The organism is Nitrospirillum amazonense (genome assembly GCF_007828045.1).
Classification (GTDB): domain Bacteria; phylum Pseudomonadota; class Alphaproteobacteria; order Azospirillales; family Azospirillaceae; genus Nitrospirillum; species Nitrospirillum amazonense_C.
In genome coordinates this window covers 159,902-182,307 of the sequence record NZ_VITN01000001.1, presented here as the reverse complement: position 1 = coordinate 182,307, position 22,406 = coordinate 159,902, and the positions used below count along the sequence as shown (strand labels likewise).

The 22,406-nt window shown below is 68.9% G+C and carries 17 protein-coding genes and 1 riboswitch; of the genes, 9 read left to right on the top strand and 8 right to left on the bottom strand.

Features of this window, described 5'->3' with window-relative positions; genetic code table 11:
• Window positions 1-7: 7 nt before the first annotated feature.
• Entirely contained in the window at window positions 8-3,220 is a 3,213-nt protein-coding gene (locus FBZ89_RS00710) for an efflux RND transporter permease subunit (RefSeq protein ID WP_145748120.1), read from the bottom strand.
• Between the two features lie 230 nt (window positions 3,221-3,450).
• Entirely contained in the window at window positions 3,451-4,656 is a 1,206-nt protein-coding gene (locus FBZ89_RS00705) for a glycosyltransferase 87 family protein (protein WP_145748119.1), read from the bottom strand.
• Window positions 4,657-4,804: 148 nt separating this feature from the next.
• A riboswitch (cobalamin riboswitch) is annotated at window positions 4,805-5,029 on the top strand.
• 163 nt (window positions 5,030-5,192) lie between these two features.
• Here FBZ89_RS00705 and cobU point away from each other — a divergent pair.
• Genes cobU through bluB form a run of 4 tightly spaced genes read left to right on the top strand, consistent with a single transcriptional unit; the run spans window position 5,193 to window position 8,499 of the window.
• Window positions 5,193-5,717, top strand: a complete 525-nt coding sequence (gene cobU, locus FBZ89_RS00700) for a bifunctional adenosylcobinamide kinase/adenosylcobinamide-phosphate guanylyltransferase (RefSeq protein WP_145748118.1) — start codon at window positions 5,193-5,195, stop codon at window positions 5,715-5,717.
• Window positions 5,718-5,735: 18 nt separating this feature from the next.
• Window positions 5,736-6,356, top strand: a complete 621-nt coding sequence (cobO, locus tag FBZ89_RS00695) for a cob(I)yrinic acid a,c-diamide adenosyltransferase (protein WP_145748117.1) — start codon at window positions 5,736-5,738, stop codon at window positions 6,354-6,356.
• Window positions 6,356-7,849, top strand: a complete 1,494-nt coding sequence (locus FBZ89_RS00690) for a cobyric acid synthase (RefSeq protein WP_145748116.1) — start codon at window positions 6,356-6,358, stop codon at window positions 7,847-7,849. Before cobO ends, FBZ89_RS00690 begins: the two co-directional genes overlap by 1 nt.
• A complete protein-coding gene (bluB, locus tag FBZ89_RS00685; RefSeq protein WP_145748115.1) occupies window positions 7,846-8,499 on the top strand; it encodes a 5,6-dimethylbenzimidazole synthase in 654 nt (217 codons plus the stop codon). The genes FBZ89_RS00690 and bluB overlap by 4 nt, the downstream gene beginning before the upstream one ends.
• Window positions 8,500-8,645: 146 nt before the next feature.
• On the opposite strand, the gene cbiB is transcribed toward bluB, so the two are convergent.
• Entirely contained in the window at window positions 8,646-9,635 is a 990-nt protein-coding gene (gene cbiB / locus FBZ89_RS00680) for an adenosylcobinamide-phosphate synthase CbiB (RefSeq protein ID WP_145748114.1), read from the bottom strand.
• Between the two features lie 17 nt (window positions 9,636-9,652).
• Between cbiB and cobD the strand changes: the two genes are divergently transcribed.
• Window positions 9,653-10,693 carry a threonine-phosphate decarboxylase CobD gene (gene cobD / locus FBZ89_RS00675; RefSeq protein WP_145748113.1) on the top strand — a complete coding sequence of 347 codons (1,041 nt, stop codon included), beginning with the start codon at window positions 9,653-9,655 and terminating at the stop codon, window positions 10,691-10,693.
• A gap of 35 nt (window positions 10,694-10,728) precedes the next feature.
• Here the strand turns inward: cobD and FBZ89_RS00670 are convergent, their stop codons facing one another.
• The 4 genes from FBZ89_RS00670 to FBZ89_RS00655 all read right to left on the bottom strand — a co-directional run bounded on the left by FBZ89_RS00670 (window position 10,729) and on the right by FBZ89_RS00655 (window position 14,687).
• Window positions 10,729-11,661, bottom strand: a complete 933-nt coding sequence (locus FBZ89_RS00670; RefSeq protein WP_145748112.1) for a type 2 periplasmic-binding domain-containing protein — start codon at window positions 11,659-11,661, stop codon at window positions 10,729-10,731.
• Between the two features lie 160 nt (window positions 11,662-11,821).
• On the bottom strand, window positions 11,822-12,310 hold the full coding sequence (gene ybaK, locus FBZ89_RS00665) for a Cys-tRNA(Pro) deacylase (protein ID WP_145748111.1): 489 nt from the start codon (window positions 12,308-12,310) through the stop codon (window positions 11,822-11,824).
• Window positions 12,311-12,345: 35 nt separating this feature from the next.
• Window positions 12,346-13,347, bottom strand: a complete 1,002-nt coding sequence (locus FBZ89_RS00660; RefSeq protein ID WP_145748110.1) for an alpha/beta hydrolase — start codon at window positions 13,345-13,347, stop codon at window positions 12,346-12,348.
• A 98-nt stretch (window positions 13,348-13,445) separates the two neighbouring features.
• Window positions 13,446-14,687: an MFS transporter gene (locus FBZ89_RS00655; protein ID WP_145748109.1), complete on the bottom strand. Its 1,242-nt coding sequence runs from the start codon at window positions 14,685-14,687 to the stop codon at window positions 13,446-13,448.
• Window positions 14,688-15,144: 457 nt separating this feature from the next.
• Here FBZ89_RS00655 and FBZ89_RS00650 point away from each other — a divergent pair, with 457 nt between their 5' ends.
• The 4 genes from FBZ89_RS00650 to asnB all read left to right on the top strand — a co-directional run bounded on the left by FBZ89_RS00650 (window position 15,145) and on the right by asnB (window position 21,468).
• The gene (locus FBZ89_RS00650; protein ID WP_246171965.1) at window positions 15,145-17,106 is read left to right on the top strand and encodes a TonB-dependent receptor plug domain-containing protein; all 1,962 of its coding nucleotides are present in this window, start codon (window positions 15,145-15,147) and stop codon (window positions 17,104-17,106) included.
• A 13-nt stretch (window positions 17,107-17,119) separates the two neighbouring features.
• Window positions 17,120-17,578 carry a hypothetical protein gene (locus tag FBZ89_RS00645; protein WP_145748107.1) on the top strand — a complete coding sequence of 153 codons (459 nt, stop codon included), beginning with the start codon at window positions 17,120-17,122 and terminating at the stop codon, window positions 17,576-17,578.
• 160 nt (window positions 17,579-17,738) lie between these two features.
• Window positions 17,739-19,433: a methyl-accepting chemotaxis protein gene (locus tag FBZ89_RS00640; protein WP_145748106.1), complete on the top strand. Its 1,695-nt coding sequence runs from the start codon at window positions 17,739-17,741 to the stop codon at window positions 19,431-19,433.
• 121 nt (window positions 19,434-19,554) lie between these two features.
• Window positions 19,555-21,468, top strand: coding sequence for an asparagine synthase (glutamine-hydrolyzing) (gene asnB / locus FBZ89_RS00635; protein ID WP_145748105.1), 1,914 nt, complete (start codon window positions 19,555-19,557; stop codon window positions 21,466-21,468).
• Here the strand turns inward: asnB and FBZ89_RS00630 are convergent.
• Window positions 21,456-22,361 (bottom strand): LysR family transcriptional regulator, encoded by a 906-nt coding sequence (locus FBZ89_RS00630; RefSeq protein ID WP_145748104.1) that lies wholly within the window; start codon window positions 22,359-22,361, stop codon window positions 21,456-21,458. The genes asnB and FBZ89_RS00630 overlap by 13 nt on opposite strands.
• Window positions 22,362-22,406 lie beyond the last annotated feature (45 nt).

Sequence of the window (22,406 nt, the reverse complement as noted above, 5' to 3'; positions counted from 1 at the left end):
CCTAAAATCACTCGGCGGCCGAGCCGGCGGGAACGGTGGTGGCAAGCACGGCATGGCGCCGGCGGTGCAGCAGGACATACAAGGCTGGAACCGCCAGCAGGGTCATGGGCGTCGAGAACAGCAGGCCGCCCATCACCGCGCGGGCCAGGGGGGCGTTCTGCTCGCCACCCTCGCTCAGCGCCAGGGCCATGGGGATCATGCCCAGCACCATGGCCAGCGCCGTCATCATGACGGGGCGCAGGCGGGCGCCGCCGGCCTCCGCCATGGCGTCCAGGGGGGTCAGGCCCTGTTCGCGCCGCTGGTTGGCGAAGGACACCATCAGTACGCTGTTGGCGGTGGCGACACCGATGACCATGATCATACCCATCAGGGCCGGTTCGCTGAAGGTGGTGCCGGTCAGCAGCAGCATGACGGCGCCGCCCAGAATGGCCGCCGGGGTGGCCCCCAGCACGATCAGCGGGTCCAGCCAAGACTGGAAGTTCACCACCATCAGCATGTAGACGAAGACCACGGCCAGGGCCATGCCGGCGGCGATGTCGCCGTAGGCCTGTTCCATGGTCTTGATCTGGCCGCCCATCTCGATGCGGTTGCCGGGCTTCAGCTGCGGCCGCACGGCGTCGATGGCGGCCTTGATGTCGCGGCCGGCGGCCCCCAGGTCACGGCCCGAGACGTTGGCGATGACGTCGTAGCGCGGGGCGAAGGAGGTGCGGCTGATGTCCGCGGCCACCTTGGTGGGCACCAGCTTGGCGACGTTGCGCAGCAGCACCGGCGTGGTCACCCGGGTGGAATGGATGGGCGTGTTCAGCAGATCCTCGGCCGAGGCCATCAGGCGCTGCGGCGACTGCACCACGACCGGGTAGATGACCAGCGAGTTGACGTCCATCCAGTAGCTGGGATTGACCACGCCCGAGGACGCCAGCGACACCAGCACCTCCTGCGCCACGTCGTTCTGGGTCAGGCCCAGCTCGGCGGCGCGGGCCCGGTCCACCTCGATGCGGTAGGCCGGCGTGGCCGTCACCTGGCGCAGCGTGACGTCCACCAGGCCGGGGATGTTCTTGAGGCGCTGGCGCAGGTCTTCCGCGATCAGGGCGTTGGGCCCGCGGGCCGTGCCGATGATGCGGATGTCGATGGGGGTGGGCACGGCGCCGTTCAGGATCTGGCTGGTGATGTCGCCGGGCTTCTGGAAGATCTCAACGCCCGGGTAATCCTTGGCCACCATGGCGCGGATCTGCTCGACATACTCATGGGTGGGCCGCGACCGCTTCTCGGTCAGGGCGCCCAGGATTTCACCGTCGGCGGAGCTGACGGTGACGCTGTCGGTCAGGCCCAGGTTCACCGGATCGGGCAGGCCGATGTTGTCGATGATCAGGCCCAGTTCCTCCGGCGGGATGATCTTGCGGATGGACCGCTCGATGGCGCCGAACTGCCGCGACGCCTCCTCCAGCCGGGTGCCGGCGGGGGTGCGGACGTGCAGGCGGAACTGGCCGGCGTCGACCTCGGGGAAGAAGTTGGTGCCGACGAAGGGGATGGTGGCGGCGGCGCAGACCAGCAGCACCACGGCGAAACCGGTTACCATCCAAGGCCGCGACAGGCCGCCGCCCAGCACCCTCAGGTACCGCTGGCGCAGGCCCTCGAAGCCGCGCTCGAACCCGGCATGGAAGCGCGCCCAGGCGCCGGCCACGCCGGTCGGGGGCGCCACATGGCCGGAATGACCCTCCTCGCCATGGCCGTGACCGCGCAATTCCGCCGGCAGCAGCCAGGCGGCCATGGCCGGCACCAGGGTACGCGACAGCACATAGCTCATCAGCATGGAGGAGATGACGGCCAGCGCCAGGGGCGAGAACAGGTACTTGGCGATGCCGTGCAGGAAGAAGATGGGCACGAACACGATGCAGATGCACAGCGTCGAGACCAGGGCCGGGAAGGCCACCTCGTCCGAGCCTTCCAGGATGGCCTGGCGCAGCGGCTTGCCCATGCCGATGTGGCGGTGGATGTTCTCGATGGCCACGGTGCCGTCGTCCACCAGGATGCCGATGGCCAGCGCCAGGCCGCCCAGGGTCATCACGTTCAGGGTGTGGCCGGCCATGGACAGCACGGTCACGGCCGTCAGGATGGACAGCGGGATGGAGGTCAGCACGATGGCCGTGCTGCGCCAACCACCCAGGAACAGCAGAATCAGGATGGCCACCAGCGCGCCGACGATCAGGCCCTCGTGCTGGATGCCTTCCATGGCGTGCTTGATGAAAGTGGTCTGGTCGAACAGCGGCTGGATGCGCATGCCTTCGGGCGCCGCCTTGCGGATGTCCGGCAGGCGGCGCATGACCTCGTCCACCACCGCCAGGGTGCTGGCGCCGCCCAGTTTCATGATGGTCAGCAGCACGGCGGGCTGGCCGTCGGCGTGCACCACGTTGGTCTGCACGGCGGCGCCGTCGCGGACGTTGGCCACGTCGCGCATGAACACGGTGCGGCCGTTCACGTCGCGCAGGGGGATGTCGTTGAAGGTGTCGACGGCGATGGGCGAGCTGTTCAGGCCCACCTGGTATTCGGTGTCGCCGATCTTGGCGGTGCCGGACGGCAGGTTCAGGTTCTGGGCGGTGATGGCCTTGTTGACGTCGTTGGGGGTCAGGCCGTAGCTGCGCAGCTTGTCCGGGTCGATGTCGACCATGATCTGGCGCGCGTTGCCGCCGTAGGGCAGGGGCAGGCGCATGCCGGGGATGTCGCTGATCTGCGACCGGATGGTGATGCGGCCGTAGTCGTACAGCTGCGCCTCGGACATGGTGTCGGACGACAGCGCCAGCTGCAGGATGGGCACGGAGGACCGGCTGTACTGCACGATCAGCGGCGGCTGCGTGCCCGTGGGCATGCGCTTCAGGATGGTCTGGCAGATGGCGGAGATCTGCGAGATGGCCAGGTCGATGTTCACGCCCGGCTGGAAGGTGGTGCGGATGATGCCCACGCCGTTGGACGTCTCGGATTCCACTTCCGCCACGTTGTCGGCGGTGTTGATGATGGCCAGCTCACCGAAGGCGGTGATCTTGCCCGTCATCTCTTGCGCGTCCAGGCCCGAATAGCTCCACACCACGGTGACCGTGGGGATCTCCACCTCGGGAAAGATGTCCGTGGGCATCCGGAACAGGCTCAGCACGCCCAGCAGCGTGATCAGGCCGGCCAGCACGGCGAAACTATAGGGGCGCCTCAGGGCGTAGGCGACGATCCACATGGGGGCGGGGCTCCGGCAATGCGATGCGGAAAAATGCAACGCTACGCCCAGGGGCCGGGGTCGCCCCCCGCCCGGCACAGCCCAAAATAATTAACGCGCTTGACGGTTAAGGGGAACTAACTTCGATACGCAACGGTTCGAATTTAGGCATGCCGCGACCAATCGCCGCCAAAGCGCAAAACTGTGGCCTGCGTCACTGCGCCCGTCGGCAAAGGGGAATGTAAAGGCGGCTAGCCTTGGATTGCCAAGCTCTCCCCATGCGTATCCTGGGTGGCGTCCTGGCGGCCAGCGTCGGGCCGGGAAGGCGCCCAGCGAACCACCACGTACAGGCCGAAACCGCACGCCAGCAACGGCTTGAACCACGTGGCGGTGGCGACGTGCAGGCCCCGCGTCCAGACATGGGTGGTCAGCGCGAAGCACAGCAGCACCAGTAACCAGCCCAGCGCGCGGTTGCGGCGGACGTGGAACTCCCAACCCGCCAGGGCACCGGCGACCAGCGCCATGTCGCCGAAATGGCCAAGGACCGTACGCGGGTTGAACAGCAGCAGATAGGTCACCATCAACGCCGCCACGGCGGCGGCGGCCTTGGGCGGCGCCAGGCGGCTGACGGCGCCGCGTGCCAGGATCAGCACGGCGATGCCGGCCAGGGCGCGGATGACGGTCTGCGCCATCAGGTCCAGCGGCAGGCCCAGCGTGGCCAGGCCATTGGCGAAATCGTGCCAGACGCCGCCGCCGGGGTTGGCGCTGCTCATGGTCTTGCGCACCAGCTGGCCGTATTCCCCCAGGGCGTAGCCGGGGTCCCAATGCGCCAGGGGCAGGGCCAGGGCCGCCGCCAGCCATAGCGCCAGCGACAGGCGCAGGCGGGGCCACAGGGCGAAGGCCAGCATGACCAGGGCCAGGGCCTGGGGCTTGAACGCGCCAGCCAGCACCAGCAGGAAGGCGGCGCGGCGCCACCGGCCTTCCGCCACGTCGGCCAGGCCGGCCAGCATCAGGCCCAGCATCAGGAATTCCGTCTGGGCGCCGCGCAGATCCACCACGCCAATAGGCAGCGCCGCCAGCAGGGCGACACCGAACAGCCGTTGCCAACCCGCCCCCGGGCAGTCCGCCGGCGCCAGCAGGCGGCACAGCCGGGCTACGCCCCACCAGCACACCGCCAGCAGGCTCAGGCGCCACAGGGCATCCCCCAGCAGGGGTGGGAGATAGGCCCAGGGGGTGAACAGCACGGCGCTGGACGGCAGGTAGAGGAAACCGTTGATGCCGTCCTCGTAAATCTCCGCACCCCGCCACCAGGCCCAGGTGGCCTCGGCATAAATGTGGAATTCAGAAACGAACCGTCCACTAATCACCTGCGCCTCGATCGCCACCAAGGCGATCGCCCAGAAGGCCAGGCCGAACACCAGCGGGCGGGCCAGAGAGGGAAGTGGTGGGCGGACCATGTTGCGGTATGACCTATATCATAGGTAATATGCTCTATGGTCTATGCCTACCACCTTTGCGCTCAAGGTCAAGCGCTAAGGCTTGGCCGTTGCATATTTGCGATAAAATGTCGCGACGCCGCCCTTGCCCGGCATGGGCGATTGCCGTAAGGCTGCCGTCGCCGACGGTTCCACAGGCCCGCCTGTGGATGAAAAGGGAACGTGGTGGGGGTGCCCGGCATCCGACTCCATGGCTGCCCCCGCAACTGTGAACGGTGAGCGCCGCCCACCCCGCCGCGCGGGGAATGGCCACTGGGTTCCCAACGGACCTGGGAAGGCCGGGCCGGCGCCCTGACCCGTGAGCCAGGAGACCTGCCGCCGGCGGCATTGCGCGTGGTCGCGGGGGCGGGGTGTCCCGGCGGAGCCGGTCAGCGGCGCAGCGGGCCCCAGAGGGCCCTGCGGCCGCTCGGTCTCGTCGATAAACTATCCCCTCCTTCCGGCTGGTCTTGGCCTCTGGTACCACCGGCACGTGAGATCGGGTGGGATGGAACTGACTGATGACGCATGAGCACACGGCCGTCCCCGGCGTCACCCTGGTCCTGGGTGGCGCCCGCTCCGGCAAAAGCCGTTTCGCCGAAGGGCTGGTGACGGCCCTGCCCGGTCCCTGGACCTATATCGCCACCGCCCAGGCCTGGGATGACGAGATGCACGACCGCATCGGCCGCCACCGGGCCGACCGCCTGCCCGGCTGGACGACGGTGGAGGCGCCGCTGGACCTTGCCGGCGCGCTGGCCGGCGGCGGCGATGGGCCGGTCCTGGTCGATTGCCTGACGCTATGGCTGACCAACGTCATGCTGGCCGACCGGGACGTGGCCGCCGCCGTCGCCGCGCTGGAGGCGGCGCTGGCCGCCCGCGCGGGCGCTACCGTCCTGGTGGGGAATGAGGTGGGCATGGGCATCGTGCCGGAGAACGCGCTGGCCCGCGCCTTCCGCGACCATGCCGGCCGCCTGCACCAGCGCCTGGCGGCCATGGCATCGCAGGTGTTCCTGACGGTGGCGGGCCTGCCCCTGAAAGTGAAATAAGAGCGGAAGGAGGTTGCCATGACCGATCTTGAGTCCCCGGACGACGAAGCCGCCCGCCATCGCGAGAAGATGCAGAAGCGCAAGGCCGTGCAGGACGCGCGCGTGGCCCAGGCGACGGGGGAGAAAGGCCTGCTGATGGTCCACACGGGCCCCGGCAAGGGCAAGACCACGGCGGCGCTGGGCATGATGCTGCGCACCGCCGGCTACGGCCTGCGGGTGGGATTCATCCAGTTCGTGAAGGGCAACTGGGCAACGGGGGAGCAGACGGCGCTGACGCGCTTTTCCGACCTGATCGACCATCACGTGATGGGTGAGGGCTTCACCTGGAACACCCAGGACAAGGAGCGGGACATCGCCGCCGCGGTGCGCGCGTGGGAGTTGGGCCGGCGCATGCTGGCCGACCCGCAGTACCACCTGGTGGTGCTGGACGAGATCAACATCGTGCTGCGCTACGGCTATCTGGATGTGGCCGAGGTGCTGGCCGGGCTGAACGCCCGTCTGCCCGACACCCATGTCCTGGTCACCGGCCGCAACGCCAAGCCCGAGATCATCGAGGCCGCCGACCTGGTGACGGAGTTCCAGGCGGTGAAGCATCCCTTCCAGGCCGGCATCAAGGCGCAGCGCGGGATCGACTTCTGATGGCCGACCGCACCGCCGGGGGCGCCCGCGCCCTGATGATCCAGGGCACCGGTTCGGACGTGGGCAAGTCGCTGCTGGTGGCTGCCCTGGCCCGGGCCTACACGCGGCGCGGCCTGCGGGTGCGCCCGTTCAAGCCGCAGAACATGTCCAACAACGCCGCCGTGACGCCGGATGGGGGGGAGATCGGCCGCGCCCAGGCGCTGCAGGCCCGCGCCTGCGGTGTCGCGCCCTCGGTGGATATGAACCCGGTGCTGCTGAAGCCACAGACGGACGTGGGCGCGCAACTGGTGCTGCGCGGCCGCGTGCTGGGCAATGCCGAGGCCTCGGCCTACCAGCGCCGCAAGGGGGAACTGCTGCCCGCCGTGCTGGAAAGCTTCCACCGCCTGCGGGGGGAGTGCGACCTGGTGGTGGTTGAGGGGGCGGGCAGCCCGGCGGAAACCAACCTGCGCGCCGGCGACATCGCCAACATGGGCTTCGCCCGCGCGGCCGGCATACCGGTGGTATTGGCCGGCGACATCGACCGGGGCGGCGTCATCGCCAGCCTGGTGGGTACCCATCGCGTGCTGGACGTGGAGGATTGTGCCCAGATCCGCGGCTTCCTCATCAACAAGTTCCGCGGCGACATCCGCCTGTTCGAAAAGGGCGTGACGGAGATCGAGGCCCGCACCCGCTGGCCCTGCTTCGGCGTCATGCCGCACCAGCCGGCGGCGGCCCGCCTGCCGGCCGAGGACGGCATGGACTTGGCCCACTGGGCGAAACGCGCCTCCGGCGGGCCCTTGCGCGTCGCCGTGCCCATGCTGTCGCGCATCGCCAATTTCGACGACCTCGACCCCCTGCGGCTGGAGCCGGGCGTCACGGTGACGATGGTGCCCCCCGGCCGGCCCCTGCCGGGCGACGCCCACGGCGTCATCCTGCCGGGATCCAAGGCTACCCTGGCCGATCTCGCCTTCTTCCGGGCGCAGGGTTGGGACATCGACCTGGCGGGCCACGTGCGCCGGGGAGGCTGGGTGCTGGGCCTGTGCGGCGGCTATCAGATGCTGGGCCGGACGGTGGCCGACCCCGACGGCATCGAGGGGCCGCCCGGCACCGCCGCCGGCCTGGGCTACCTGGACGTCGAAACCGTGCTGGCCCCGGCCAAGACCCTGCGGGCGGTGACGGGCCGTGACGCCGCCAGCGGGTCGGCCCTCACGGGCTATGAAATGCACCTGGGCGTGACCCAGGGGCCGGACCGCGCCCGGCCCCTGCTGCATCTGGACGCCGAGGGCGGCGGCAGGGTGGCGGAAGGGGCGGTCAGCCCGGATGGCCGCATCGCCGGCACCTATGTCCACGGCCTGTTCGGCCATGACGCCCAGCGGGCGGCCTGGCTGCGGCGATGGAACGTGGCCCCCGGCCTCGATAGTTATGACGGCACGGTGGAGGCGGCGCTGGATGAGCTGGCCATCGCCGCCGAACGCCACCTGGATCTCGACGCGCTATGGGCCATCAGCCGATGACCGCTTCCGACAAGCCGTGCCCCGACTTCGACGCCGACTTCCGGTCCCATTTCCGCGACCTGCTGGTCTGGCGGCGCGATGTGCGGCGCTTCCGTACCGACCCCCTGCCGGACGGCCTGCTGGAACGCCTGCTGGACCTGGCCTGCCTGGCGCCGTCCGTGGGCCTCAGCCAGCCTTGGCGTTTCGTCCGCGTGGACGATCCCGCCCGCCGCGACGCCGTGCGGGTGGAGTTCGAGCGCTGCAACGCCGCGGCGCTGGCGGTCCAGGGGCCGGACCGCGCCCGCCTCTATGCCAGCCTGAAGCTGGCCGGCTTGCGCGAGGCGCCCTGCCACCTGGCGGTGTTCGTCGATCCCGACCCGGCGCAGGGCGCCGGCCTGGGCCGCCGCACCATGCCGGAGACCCTGGCCTATTCCGCCGTGGCGGCCATTCAGACCCTGTGGCTGGCGGCGCGGGCGGAGGGGATCGGCCTGGGCTGGGTTTCCATCCTGCGGCCGGAGGTGATGAACGGCCTGCTGGCGGTGCCGGCCGAGTGGCGCCTGGTGGGCTATCTCTGCATCGGCTATCCCGCCGAACCGGACGATGTGCCCGAACTGGAACGCGCCCACTGGGAACAGCGGCATCCGCTGTCCGAGGTGCTGTTCCAGCGATGAATATTCCCTCAGGCGCCGGGCGCCGCCATCCGGCGGCTTGGCTTATCCTCGGTTTCCAGTCCGCTGATGCTCCCCGGAAACCTGCGGCGGCCCCTGTGCAGTGTAGAAAAGGGGGCGCATCCTTGTCGCTGCGCTCCGATCGCGTCCTAATTTATCCAGGCGGCGAACAGCGCCAGGCCCCACAGCAGGGCCAGGCTGCGGCGGTAGAGGCTGAGACCGGCATCGATGTCGGCCGCGGTGGCCTCGGGCCTGCCGTCGCCCATCCAGTGATCGTCCACCCGCACGTCGCCATAGGTGCGGGGGCCCGCCAGGCGCAAGCCCAGGGCGCCCGCCATGGCGGCCTCCGGCCAGCCGGCATTGGGGCTGCGGTGATGGCCGGCGTCGCGGCGCACGGCGGAAAGCGCGGCTTTGGCCTGCTCGGGCCCGCGCGTCCAGGCCGCCAGGATCAGCAGCAGGGCCGTCAGGCGCGAGGCCGGCAGGTTCACCACATCGTCCAGCCGGGCCGCCGCCCAGCCGTAGGCCTCATGCCGGGGCGTGCGGTGGCCTACCATGCTGTCGGCGGTGTTGATGGCCTTGTACGCCAGCAATCCCGGCAGCCCCCCCACCGCCAGCCAGAAGGCCGGCGCCACCACCCCGTCGGAGAAATTCTCCGCCAGGCTTTCGATGGCCGCGCGGGCCACGCCGGCCTCATCCAGGCTGGCCGGGTTGCGGCCGACGATGTGGGACACGGCTTCCCGCCCGCCCTCCAGCCCGCGCTGGCGCAGGGCGCGCGGCACGGCGGCGACGAAGCGGTGCAGGCTGCGCTGGGCCAGCAGGCTGCTGGCCAGCAGGCCCGTCGCCAGGGTTCCCCAAAGGCCGCCCAGGCGCGCCAGCAGGGACTGCAGCAAGACCCCCACGGCCAGCGCCGCGCCCACCAGCACCAGTTCGGCCGCGATGCCGGCGGCCTTGCGTCCCGCCACCGGCCGCCCCGCCTGGTTCCAGGCGCGGTCCAGCCGGCCGATCAGGGCGCCGATCCACACCACCGGATGGCGGATGCGGGCATACAGGGCGTCGGGATAGCCCGCCAGGGCCTCCAGCGCCAGCGCGGCCAGGGCCAGCCAGGGCAGGGTGGGGTAAAGGGTGGGGAAGATGCTCATGATGTCTGGGGTTTAGCATGATGACGCCCGAAATCCAGATCCGTCCGAACCAAATTTGGCATGGCGGCGACCTGACCCAGGCGGCGGCCCTGTTTCCCGACGCGCCCGGCCCCTGGGTCGATCTCAGCACCGGCATCAACCCCCGGCCCTATCCCTTGCCCGCCATCCCGTCCGCCGCCTGGACGGCCCTACCCACACGCGGTGGCCTGGGGGCGCTGCTGGCGGCGGCGGCCATGGCTTATGGCGCGCCGGGGCCGGACAGCCTGGTTGCGGCGGCGGGATCGGAGCTGCTGATCCAGATCCTGCCGCGCCTGCGCGCCACCGGGGACGTGGCCATCGTCGGCCCCACCTATGGCGACCACGCCCGCGCCTGGGCCGCCGCCGGCCATGCCGTGCGTCCGGTGGCGGCACCGGGTGACGCGGTCGGGACCGCCGACGTGGTGGTGCTGTGCAGTCCCAACAATCCCGACGGCCGCACCTGGGACAGGGATGAGCTGTTGGATTGGGCGGCGCGGCTGGCGGCGCGCGGGGGCTGGCTGGTGGTGGACGAGGCCTATGCCGACCTGGATCCCGCCCGCAGCCTGTGCCCCCATGCTGGCGCGCCGGGGCTGGTCGTCCTGCGATCCTTCGGCAAGTTCTTCGGCCTGGGTGGTGTTCGCCTGGGTTTCGTCCTGGCGCCGCCGGCGCTGCTGGACGCGGCGCGCCTGGCGCTGGGGTCCTGGGCCGTCAGCGGCCCCGCCCTGGCGGTGGGCGCGGCGGCACTGGCCGACTTGGACTGGCAGGCCGCCACGCGGCGCCGGCTGGCGGCGGCGGCGGATGCGCTGGACGGTGTGCTGCGGGCCGGTGGCCTGCGCGTCATCGGCGGCACGGCGCTGTATCGGCTGGTGGATGCCGGTGACGCCGCCGCCCTTTGGCGGCATCTGGCCTATGCCGGCCTGTGGACGCGGCCCTTTCCGGAACATGCCGGCTGCCAGGGCTGGCTGCGCCTGGGCCTTACGGCCGACGTGGGCGCGCTGGACCGTCTCGCCGGGGCGTTGGCATCCTTTGCCCAGCCGTGAGGGGACCAAATGCCCGGCCTGTCAGGGCGGTTGTGTCAGGGCGGTTGGCCTACAAGCCAGTAGTTGCTGGGCAGGGCCGCCGTCTCCGGTGACTGTAGCGGGTTGGGAATGGCGATGCGCCGCCGCCCCTCCAACTCCGCGGTGGCCAGCAATTGGCGGATATAAGGGGCGTTTTTGAAGTAAGTCAGGAAGGAACCGTCCTGATAGGCCAGCGTCAGTCCCCGCTCCACGACGCGCGCCAGGGCCGTGTCTTCCTTCCGGGTGAAGAAATACATGTCAAAGGGGTACACCAGGACCAGGGACTTCTCCACCGCCAGCTCGGGGAACGCGGCCTGGCGTGAGGCCAGTTCACCATAGATTTCATAGGCGCTGCGCGGCAGGTAATCCACCCGGCCGTGTTGCAGCACCGAATAGAGCAGTTCGTACCTCAAGGCCTCCACCGGCAAGCCGGCGGCGCGCATGATGTCCACGTCCGGCCAGCCCATCCCCTGGACGGCGGTCAATTGGCGCAAATCCTCCAGCGTGCGGACGGCCGAGAACCGGTCCTGGTCCACCTTGCGGATGATGAACAGCCGATGCCCCAGAAGGCCCTGGGTCAGCGGCATGCGGATGGGGTTCAACTCCCCCTCCATCTCCGCCGTGGTGCCCGCCCAGATCAGGTTGACTTCCGCGCCGGCACGCAGCGCCGCGATGGCGCGGGAATGGCCCATCACCTTCTCGCTGGGCCGCAGCTCATAACGCACGCCCATCTTGTCCAGGGCCAGGCGCAGCAGTCCCAGGGGATAGAGGCTGCGCGTGTCCTCCCCCTCATCGCTATAGCGGGGGTAGACGATGCGCAGGGGCGCTTCCCCGTCGGGCGCGACATCGGCGGCCTGGGCGCGCCCCGGGACGACCAGGGCGGCCAGAACCACGACACAAATCATCCCGACCGCACGCAGCACCGGGGCGAGGCGGCTGGTTCCGCGCATGGTTCCTCCCTCCGACGACGGTCACCAGCGCCGTCCGGATGGGCTCATGTTCGATCCAGCCGTCCCCTTTGACAATGGGACATGGAAAGTTCATGCGGGTGGGTTTACTTGGCGGCCCGAATGACTATGGCCGACTGTGGATGGGTCCGTCGGCCCCGCCTTACCGCACGATGATGTCGGCCCACCGCGCATCGGCGGCCTTGACCAGATCGGCCGGGGCGAGCGCCAGTTGCAGGCCCCGGCGGCCGCCGTTCACAATGATTTCAGCCAATGCTTCCGCCGACCGGTCCAGGAAGGTGGGCAGGGTACGCCGCTGGCCCAGGGGACTGATGCCGCCCACGACATAGCCGCTGCTGCGCTCCGCCACCGCCTGGGGCGCCAGGTCCGACTTCTTGGCCTTGGCCGCCGCCGCCAGCGCCTTCAGATCCAGGCGCGCGCCGGCCGGGATGATGGCGCAGGCCAGACCCCCCGGCCCCCCCTCCAACTGGCAGACCAGGGTTTTGTAGACCAGGGCGGGATCCAGGCCCAGCGCCTCCGCCGCGGCCAGGCCGATGGCGGCGGCGTTGGGGTCGTAATCATATTCCAACAGGCGATAGGCCACGCCTGCCGCCTCCACCGCGCGCACCGCCGGTGTTCCCTTGGTCGCCATGGTTTCTCATCCCCCTTCAGTTGGGGGGCAGCGTATCAAATCCCCGCACCGTCGATGAAATTGTAAATGTCGAAGGATGCCAGGCCCTTGGCGATGTCGGCCACCGCCCTTTGCGCCTGGGGCAGCCGGCCGCCCAGGGTGATGAAGCCGTGCACCATGTCGGGATAGACGGTGTGCAGCACGGGCACGCCGCTGCCGGCCAGGCGGGCGGCATACTCCCGCCCCTCATCCTGCAACACGTCCAGGCCGGCGGTCAGAATGACGGCGGGCGGCAAGCCCGCTAGGCTGTCGGCCAGAAGGGGCGACAGGCGCCAATCATCGCGGTCGGCGCCGTTCACATAGTTATCCACGTACCACAGATATTGCTCCCGGCTCATGAGATAGCCGTTGGCGCGGCGGTGGTGGGACGGGCGGTCGGCGTTGAGATCCGTGCAGGGGTAGATCAGCACCTGGGTCTTCAGGTGCGGCCCGCCCTCGTCCCGCGCCTTCAGCGCCAGCACGGCGGCCAGGTTGCCACCGGCGCTGTCGCCAGCCACGCCGATGGCCAGCGGGTCGATGGCCAGGCGCTCCGCGCTGGCGGCCAGCCAGGTCAGGGCGGCCCAGGCGTCGTCCAGGGCGGCGGGGTAGGGATGTTCCGGCGCCAGGCGGTAGTCCACCGCCACCACGGTGTGTCCGGAGGCCGCCGCCACCTGGCGGCACAGGGTGTCATGGCTTTCCAGATTGCCGATGGTCCAGCCGCCGCCGTGCAGGAACAGCAGCGCCGGAACCGGCCGCCAGCCGAAATTGGCGCGATAGAGGCGCACCCGCAGGGGCCCGGCCGGTCCGCCGATGATCTGATCCATGACCGAGGCCAGGGCCGGCGGCTCCGGCGCCAGGGGGCGGCGGCTTTCCACATAGCCGGAACGCAAGGCGTCCAGCGGGATGTCGCGGTACCGGGGCGGCCCGATCTCCCCCAGCAGGTCGGCCAGGGCCGGGGGCACGTCGTCCGGCACGAAGAAACCGCTATCAGGCGGGGGGTGGGCGGGGCTGGCGGCCATGACATCCTCACGAGAATTACCGCGTGAAGCGCAGTATGACCGTTTATATATACTCCAGTCAACGTGTTATATCTGATATACAACACAACAGAATTGTTCTATTGGATGCGCCGGGTCGCCAGGCCCAGGGCATTCAGGATCAGCAGCCCCAGCAGCCCGCCCACGAACAGGGTGATCCCGATCCATTCCCAGCCGTGCCAGAAAAAACCGCCGCCCGTCCCGGCGAGGGTGGAGCCCATATAATAAGCGAACAGGTAAAGGGCGGAGGCCTGGCCCCGGTATTGGCGGGCGCGCAGGCCAATCCAGCCGGATGCCACCGAATGCACGCCGAAGAAGGCGAAGGTGAACAGGCCCAGACCCAGCGCCAGCGTGTCCAGCCGCGCGATGTCCATGATGCCCAGGCCCGCCAGCATCAGCACGGCCGACGCCACCAGCACCCGCCCGGGGCCGAAGCGGCTGGACAGCCCGCCGAACAGGGGCGAACTGATGATGCCGAAGACATAAACCAGGAACAGCACGGCCACCGTGGCGGGAGGAGCGCTCAAGGGCGGTGCCTGCAGGCGGAAGCCGACATAGTTGAACACGGTGACGAAGGCGCCCATGGCCAGGAAGCCGGTGGCGAACAGGGCGACCAGTCCGCTGTCCGACAGGTGCAGGCGCCAGGCGGCGGCCAGGCCGCTCCACAGGTCCCCCTCTCGCTGGCGGAAATGGCGTGACGGTGGCAGGGCCATGGCCACGGTGAGGGCGGCCAGGATGCCCACCGCGCCCACCAGGCCCACCGCCACCCGCCAGTTGGAAATGTCGGTGATCAGCACGGTCAGGATGCGGCCGGCCATGCCGCCCATGGCGGTGCCGCCGATGTACAGGCCCATGGTGAGGCCGGCGGATTTCGGGTTCACCTCTTCCGCCACATAGGCCATGGCGACGGCGGGCAGTCCGCCCAGCGCCAGACCGGCCAGGGCCCGCAGCATCAGGAACAGGGGCCAACTGGGCGCCAGCGCGCTGGCCAGGCCCAGGCCGCCGGAGAGCGCCAACGATGCCACCATGATGCCCTTGCGCCCCGAGCGGTCAGAGATGGCGCCGGCCACCAGCAGGGCCACGGCCAGCGCCGCCGTGGTGACGGACAGCGACAGGCTGGCGCCCGGCGGGCTGATGCCGTAGGCGCGCACGAAATCCGGCAGCAGCGGCTGCACGCAATAGAGCGTGGCGAAGGTGGAAAATCCCGCCACGAACAGGATGGCCGTCATCCGGCGGTAGGCGGGGGTACCGACCTCAAGATAGGGCAGGTCTTTACCAATTGGGGACGCCGTTGACGGGGTTGAGGGCAAATCGCTGGGCATGCCGTGTCCTTCGCGGACGGAGTGGCGGGGGGGGCCTGCTGCACGGCAATACCCCTGCCAAGGCCTTGCCGCGTCCCGCCTTTCTGCCAAGAACCGGATATAGCTGGAAGGGTTGATGCTGCATAGCGCCATCCCGATGGTTGCGCTACCAATGATACCGGCCGCATAAGGCAGTCAATTAATATATAAAATTTTGTACTTCAATTAATGGAAGTTGATTTAATAACGGAAAGGTTAATATCGATTAATAAACGCTCGACATTGTCGGCATAAATTCATCACATATCCAAAAGAATATATTGCCAATACCTCTATGTGAACCAGTTTATCCGAATAAATCCGTTTTGGTCCAAAAGCCCGAGTTGGGGATGAAATGAAGAACTTAACGAACTTCAAAAATGAGTTGGCTCGCACACCGTCACGGTTTGTGCTGGCCTTTCTGGGAACCCTCGTTGGCTTGACCGCTACTACCGGCGCACGGGCCCAATCGATGAACTACGGGTCGCTGGAAGATTTGTTCGGCGAGGCGGTGACGACGTCTGCGACTGGCAAGCCGCAGCGCGCCAGCGAGGCGCCGGCGCCCATGACCATCATCAGCGCGGACGAGATCGCCCGCTCGGGTGCCCGCACCATCCCCGACATCCTGAACCGGGTGGCTGGTGTGGATGTGGAGACGTGGGGTGTCAGTGGCGCCGATGTCGGCGTGGATGGCTACAATCAGGGCCACAATCCGCGCCTGCTGGTGCTGGTCAACGGCCGCCAGGTCTACCTGGACCACTATGGCGTCACCGTTTGGTCCGCCATCCCGGTGCAACTGGCGGAAATCCGCCAGATCGAGGTGGTGAAGGGCCCGCAGGCCGCGCTGTTCGGCTTCAACGCCGTCTCCGGCGTCGTCAACATCATCACCTACAACCCCCTGTACGACAGTGTCGGGTCTGCCCAGGTGACGGTGGGCACGCAAGGCCAGAAGGAGGTCAGCGTCGTCAAAAGCGTGAAGCTGGGCGACAAGGTCGGTGTGCGCCTGTCCGCCGGTGGCTGGAACATGGACGAATACGGGACATCCTCAGACACGCAGGTCCGCCATCTGCGGGACAACCAGTCCCTGCGCCGCACAGCGTCTTTGGACAGCCTGGCCCAGATCACACCCAACGTTCAAGCCGGCTTCGAGGGTACCTGGGCCCGTGCCGACCTGTTCGAGGTGGGGGCGTTGCAGGAACCGCACCAGGGCATTTACCAGACCCACTCCTACAAGGGCACGGTCAAGGCCGACACCGATTGGGGCCTGATCGAGGCCACGGCCTATAACAACCATCTGGATTTCACGCTGCACTATGTCACCGGCGGCGCGCCTGGCACCTACGCCACCACCACCAACACCACCGTGGTGCAGGTGCAGGATCTGGTGAAGCTGGCACCCACCCTGACCACGCGCGTGGCGATGGAGTACCGCGACAACAGCATCGATTCCACGCCGGTCAATAACGCCACCACGGGTTACCAGGATTTCGCCCTGTCCAACATGTACGATTGGCAGATCGACGACACCCTGTCGCTGACGGTTGCCGGACGGTGGGACCATACCGTGCTGAACCATGACGGGGTCACGCCCGTGCCGTTCACGCAGGCCGACTACGACCGCAGCTTCGACAGCTTCTCATACAATGTCGGCGTGGTCTGGCGGCCGACGGCGGACGATACCGTGACGCTGACCGCCGGTCGGGGCATCCAGTCCCCCACGCTGATCGAACTGGGCAACAACGCGTCCAGCCAGCCTGTTCCCGGTTCCTTGCAGATCACGGGCAATCCCCGGCTCAACCCGACCGTCGTGACCAATTACGAGGTGGGATACCAGCGGGCGGTGGCGGCCATCGGCGGCACGGCCAAGGTGTCGGTCCTGTATCAGAAGACCCAGGACTTCAAGGCCATCAACTTCCAGAACATCCACGTCATCAACGGCTATCCTACCATCCTCCTGGGTGACAATCTCGGGCGCAGTTCCGAGTGGGGCACCGAGGTCGAGCTGCGCGGCAAGATCGGCGCCGTGCGGTGGAGCGCATCGTGGGATTGGTTGAACCCCACCGATGACTTTACCTTCGCCCCCGGCACGGTTACGGCCAACTTCCAGAAGTCCACGCCCAAGAACACAGTAAGGGGTAACGTCGGCTATGACTTCGGCCGGTGGACCACCGATCTGTTCCTGATATGGCGGTCCGACTATCAGGCCTTCATCACCTACGCTGGGAATCAACTTTACAACGTCAGCCCCGGCCTGACGGCCCAGGCGGCCATTTCCTACAAGGTCAGCGACGATTTCTCCCTGACGCTGGCGGGCAGCAACCTGCTGCAGGACCAGACCCAGCTGTCCGTGGCGCCCAAGGCCGAACGGCGTGTCTGGGGTACGGCCACGTACAAGTTCTAAGGGGGGAAGTCCAATGAACAGCATGATCCTGAAGACCGCCTTGCTGGCCGCCGCCCTGTCGGCGTCCGGCCTGGCGGGTGCCGCGGAGATGGACGCCAAGCAGGTGACCATCGCGGCCAAGGCCCTGGGCTTCCTGACCACCAAGGCGCCCGCCGGCGCCAAGGTGGTGGTGACCGCCGGCGCCGCCCCCGTGGCGGCGGTGCAGGCTGCCCTGCCCGGGGCATTCGTCGCGGCCGGTGACGCCGCACCCGGCGCCTACGCCGTGTTCGTGTCCTCCGCCGCCGAGGGCAAGAAGGCGCTGGCCAAGGGCACCGTCACCGTGGGCAACGACGTCGCCTGCGTCGATGCCGGCGGCTGCGTCATCGCGGTCGAGACCACGCCCAAGGTCACCATCTACGTCAGCAAGGCGGCGGCAAGCGCCGCCGGCGTCGAGTTCGACCCGAACTTCAAGATGATGGTTACCGAGAAGTAGGGACCCGGGGCAGGTGCCCCGGGGAGGGCGGGGAGGGCGGTTGGGTTGGGCCGTCCATCCCGCCGTCGCCCTGGGTAGCCGCGCCGGCGGGAATTCAAGAACGATGGGCGCAAGCCCGGCCCAGGGACTGGTGGCCAAGATTGGTGGAAGGACAATGGTGATGCGGTTCGATGATCTTCCCATGGCGTTGAAGCTGTTCGCGGCCCCCGCCATCGGACTGGTGGCGCTGGTGGTGATGGCCGTCGCCTCGCACCAGGTGGTGGGCGGCATCACCGCCACCGCCAAGGATGTGGGCGAGGTCCGTTTTGAGGCCACCGCTGAGTTGCTGAGCGCCTCCGGCGAGCTGAACGGCGCCGCCAAGGATCTCTATTACGCCCTGGCGGCCGCCACCGCCGGCGGCGACGCCAAGGCCTCCGTCGCCCTGCTGGACGGCGTGGTCCAGCGCATGGGCAAGGCGAAGGAGGCGGTGGGACGCGCCAAGGACCGCCTGCCCGACGGCAAGACCAAGGCGGAGCTGGCCACCGTGGGCCAGGACATCGACAAGCTGGGCCAGCCGGTGGGCTTCGTGAAGGACATGCTGGGCATCGACGCCCAGTCGGCCGTGTCCTTCCTGGAACCGCTGCGCGCCAGCTTGCAGGGCGTGCAGGATCGCCTGAACGCCGCCGCCGCGCATGAGCGGACCACCGCCGCCACCGCCATCAAGGACATGGACGCCAACGCCGCCTCCACCCAGACCCTGGCGACCGTCATCGTGCTGGCGGTGGTGCTGGGCGTGGCCGCCATCACCTTCGTCATCGTTCGTATGCTGAAGGGGTCGATCGATCGCATCTCCGGCGCGACCGAGGCCCTGGCCGCCGGCGACATTGCCGTGAACATCGAGGCGCTGGCCCGCAAGGATGAGCTGGGCGCCATCGTCGGCGCGCTGGCCGTCTTCCGCGCCAACTTGGCCGACCGCGACCGCCTGGCCCGGGAACAGGCCGAGGCGGAGAAGCGGGCGGAGGCGGAGAAGCGCCAGGCGTCGCTGCGCATCGCCGACAGCCTGGAAAGCTCCGTCCACAGCCTGGTGGAACGCCTGAACGCCGCCGTGCAGCAACTGGCCGGCAACGCCCGCGGCCTCAGCGACCAGGCCCAGGTGGGGCAGGATCGCGCCAGCGTGGTCGACCGCGCCGTGACCGAGGCCAACAGCAACGTGCAGGCCGTGGCCAGCGCGGCGGAGGAACTGTCCGTCTCCTTCGGGGAGATCAGCGGCCAGGTCACCCGTGCGGCCACCATGGCCACCAACGCCCGCGTCCGGGTGGAGGAAAGCACCCAGCAGATGGAACGGCTGCAGAACCAGGGCGACCGCATCGGCTCCGTCGTGCGCCTGATCAGCGAGATCGCCAGCCAGACCAATCTCTTGGCCCTGAACGCCACCATCGAGGCGGCGCGGGCCGGCGAAGCCGGCAAGGGCTTCGCCGTCGTGGCCAGCGAGGTCAAGAGCCTGGCGACCCAGACCGCGAAAGCCACCGAGGAGATCGGCGGCCAGATCACCAGCATGCAGGGCGCCACGCGCGAGGCGGTCGCCGCCATCGCCGCCATCCAGCAGACGGTGAACGAGATCACCACCATCTCCTCCGCCATCGCCGCCGCCGTGGAACAGCAGGAGGCCGCGACCCGCGAGATCGCCCGCAACGTCCAGATGGCGTCCCAGGGCACCGCCGTGGTGGCGGAGAATGTGGCAGGATTGCAGGCCATCGCCGACAGCACCCACCGCTCCAGCGATGAGGTCCTGTCCTCCTCCCAGGTGTTGGGGTCGGAGACGTCGGCGCTGAACGCCAGCGTGTCGAAAGCCATCGCCTCCCTGCGCGCCGCGTAAGGGGCGTGCCGCCTAAAGGAAGACCCGCCCGGCGGCGCAATTCGCTGGCGGGCGACCGGTAACGCCCTGTATTCCTGGATATCCCCGTACACGGGGGATCCTGGAATCGCAGGGCGGAACCATGTGCGGCATCGCGGGGCTTTGGGTATTCGGGGGGGCGGACGGCACCCGGCTGGCACGCCAGGCCGGTGTCATGATCGACCGCTTGGCCCATCGCGGGCCCGACGACCGGGGCGTCTGGCAGGATGATGCCGCCGGCGTGGCCCTGGCCAACCGCCGCCTGGCCATCATCGACCTGTCGCCCCTGGGCCACCAGCCCATGACCTCGGTCGACGGCCGGGTCACCGTCGCCTTCAATGGCGAGATTTACAATTACCAGGATTTGCGCCAGCAGCTGGTGGGCGAGGGCGTGGTCTTCCGCGGCCAGTCCGATACCGAGGTGCTGGTGGAGGCCATATCCCGCTGGGGTGCCAACCGCGCGCTGGCCGCCTGCAACGGCATGTTCGGCCTGGCCATCTGGCTGGCGGAGGAGCGCCGGCTGTTGCTGGTGCGCGACCGGCTGGGGGAAAAGCCGCTGTACTGGTCACTGGCCAACGGCGTGCTGCTGTTCGCCTCCGAACTCAAGGCCATCAAGGCCGAGTTGGGCTATCGCGCCGTGCCGGATGAGGCGGCGCTGGCCGACTATTTCCGCCACGGCTTCATCCCGGCGCCGCGCACCGCCTTCACCGGCATCCGCCAGCTGCCGCCCGGCACCTGCATGACCGTGTCGGCCGACGGCGGGTCCGAGACGCGGGCCTACTGGTCCGTGGCCGATGCCGCCCGTCGCGCCCTGGCCGCCCCCCTGACGCTGGCGGATCCGGAGGTCTTGCGCCTGACGGGCGATCTGCTGACCGACGCCGTGCGCCGGCGCATGGTGTCGGACGTGCCGCTGGGCGTCTTCCTGTCCGGCGGCATCGACAGCGCCCTGGTGGCTGCCCTGATGCAGGGGCAGAGCGCGACACCCATCCGCAGCTTCACCATCGGGTTCGAGCAGGCGGAATTCGACGAGTCGGCCGCGGCCGAGGCCACGGCCCGGGCCCTGGGCACCGACCACACCACCCTGCGGGTGGGTGCGGCCGACGCGCTGGACCTGGTGCCCCACCTGGCCGGCATGTATGACGAGCCTTTCGCCGACATCTCCGCCATTCCCACGGCCCTGCTGTGCCGTCTGGCGCGCAAACAGGTGACGGTGGCCCTGTCCGGCGATGGCGGGGATGAGGCCTTCGGCGGCTATTCCCGCCACCTCTGGGCGGGGTCCATCGACCGCTGGCGGCAAAAGCCGGGCTGGCTGCGCCATGGCCTGGCCCGCCTGGACGCCGCCGTGCCCGACGCCTGGATCGATGGCGTGGCCCATCTGTTGCGGCCGCATCTGCGCCAGCCGTCGGACAAGGTGGGCAAGTTCCTGGGCGCCGTGGCGGCGGCGGATGAGGACCAGGCCTACATCGCCATGCTGGGCATGAAGGCCGACGCCATCCTGCGCCCCGGCCTGGCGCTGGAGGCGGCCGCCCCTACCGCCCTGCCGACGGGGGCGGACCCGACATTGCGCCTGCAACTGCGCGACCTCGCCCGCTACCTGTCCGACGGCGTGCTGGTCAAGGTGGACCGCGCCAGCATGGCCGCCGGCCTGGAGGCGCGGGCCCCCTTGCTGGACCCACGCGTGGTGGAATGGGGCCTGCGCCTGCCGCTGAACCAGCGTCTGCGTGACGGGCGGGGCAAATGGATGCTGCGCCGGCTGCTGGCCGATCGTCTTCCGCAGGGTGTCGTCACTGCGCCCAAGACCGGCTTCGGCGCCCCGTTGGGCGCCTGGCTGCGCGGTCCCTTGCGCGACTGGGGATCGGACCTGATGAACCAGGCCACTGGCGACGCCCTGATCCAGGCGCCGGTGGCGGCTGCCCTGTGGCGCCAGCACCTATCCGGCGGCCACGACCATGCCGGGCGCCTCTGGACCGTGCTATCCTACCTGTCCTGGAAGGCCACGGTGGCTCAGGCCGACTGAAGCTCCTTGGCCACCTCAACCATCAGCGTGCGCAGCCAACGGTGGGCCGGATCGTGGCGGTAGCGCACGTGCCAGGCCATGTCGATGGGAAAGGTGCCCAGGTCCACCGGCGCCGGCAGGATGCGCAGGCGCGGGTCCTGTGCCAGGCGGCGGCAGATCAGGCTGGGTAGCGTCGCGCAGTAATCCGTGACGGCGATCATCTCCGGCACTGCCAGGAAATGGGTCACCGACACGGCGACCTCGCGCCGCAATCCCCGCTGCTGCAAGGCCTGGAACAGGCCGGCCCGCATGCGGCCGGGCGGCAGCACGTTCACATGCTTCATGCGTTCATACTGGTCGCGGGTCAGGGTGTCGCCCACATCGGGATGACCCGCCCGCACCACGCAGGCCAGGCTTTCATCCATCAGGTGTTGCACGATCAAATTGTCCGGCGGGTCGACCAGCCGTCCCAGCGCCATGGCCGTGGTGCCGGAGATGACGCCCGTGTCGGCCAGGTCGTTGCCGTAGGGGACCAGGCGCAGCTTGATGCCCGGGGCCACGTCGCGTAGCCGGGCGACGACGGCGGGCATCAGCGCGAACTCGACATAGCTGTTGGGCGCGATGGTCAGCAGGCGGTCCGCCTGCGCCGGGTCGAATTCCTGCTGGCCCAGGATGGCGTCGTCGATCCGGGCCAGCGCCTCCGCGATTGCCGGGGCCAGGTCCAGGGCCACCGGCGTCGGCTGGATGCCATAGCGTTCGCGCACGAACAGCGGGTCGCGCATCACCAGGCGCAGCCGCGCCAGCGCGTTCGACAGCGCCGGTTGCGTGATGCCTAGGCGCGCCGCCGCGCGGGTCACGTTCCGCTCCTCCATCAGGGTGATGAAGACGGGCAGTAGGTTCAGGTCGTAGCGCATGAGTTATAATCTCATGTGAATATCTAAAATAACAGAAATAAAGTT

Excerpts from the sequence above, each read along its gene's own strand:
- FBZ89_RS00670 (WP_145748112.1), bottom strand. The coding sequence starts at position 11,661 with ATGCGCGGAACCAGCCGCCTCGCCCCGGTGCTGCGTGCGGTCGGGATG.
- asnB (WP_145748105.1), top strand. The coding sequence starts at position 19,555 with ATGTGCGGCATCGCGGGGCTTTGGGTATTCGGGGGGGCGGACGGCACC.
- FBZ89_RS00690 (WP_145748116.1), top strand. The coding sequence starts at position 6,356 with ATGGCCGACCGCACCGCCGGGGGCGCCCGCGCCCTGATGATCCAGGGC.
- ybaK (WP_145748111.1), bottom strand. The coding sequence starts at position 12,310 with ATGGCGACCAAGGGAACACCGGCGGTGCGCGCGGTGGAGGCGGCAGGC.
- FBZ89_RS00710 (WP_145748120.1), bottom strand. The coding sequence starts at position 3,220 with ATGTGGATCGTCGCCTACGCCCTGAGGCGCCCCTATAGTTTCGCCGTG.
- bluB (WP_145748115.1), top strand. The coding sequence starts at position 7,846 with ATGACCGCTTCCGACAAGCCGTGCCCCGACTTCGACGCCGACTTCCGG.
- FBZ89_RS00660 (WP_145748110.1), bottom strand. The coding sequence starts at position 13,347 with ATGGCCGCCAGCCCCGCCCACCCCCCGCCTGATAGCGGTTTCTTCGTG.
- FBZ89_RS00640 (WP_145748106.1), top strand. The coding sequence starts at position 17,739 with ATGCGGTTCGATGATCTTCCCATGGCGTTGAAGCTGTTCGCGGCCCCC.
- FBZ89_RS00655 (WP_145748109.1), bottom strand. The coding sequence starts at position 14,687 with ATGCCCAGCGATTTGCCCTCAACCCCGTCAACGGCGTCCCCAATTGGT.
- cobU (WP_145748118.1), top strand. The coding sequence starts at position 5,193 with ATGACGCATGAGCACACGGCCGTCCCCGGCGTCACCCTGGTCCTGGGT.
- cbiB (WP_145748114.1), bottom strand. The coding sequence starts at position 9,635 with ATGAGCATCTTCCCCACCCTTTACCCCACCCTGCCCTGGCTGGCCCTG.
- FBZ89_RS00645 (WP_145748107.1), top strand. The coding sequence starts at position 17,120 with ATGAACAGCATGATCCTGAAGACCGCCTTGCTGGCCGCCGCCCTGTCG.
- FBZ89_RS00630 (WP_145748104.1), bottom strand. The coding sequence starts at position 22,361 with ATGCGCTACGACCTGAACCTACTGCCCGTCTTCATCACCCTGATGGAG.
- FBZ89_RS00705 (WP_145748119.1), bottom strand. The coding sequence starts at position 4,656 with ATGGTCCGCCCACCACTTCCCTCTCTGGCCCGCCCGCTGGTGTTCGGC.
- cobO (WP_145748117.1), top strand. The coding sequence starts at position 5,736 with ATGACCGATCTTGAGTCCCCGGACGACGAAGCCGCCCGCCATCGCGAG.
- cobD (WP_145748113.1), top strand. The coding sequence starts at position 9,653 with ATGATGACGCCCGAAATCCAGATCCGTCCGAACCAAATTTGGCATGGC.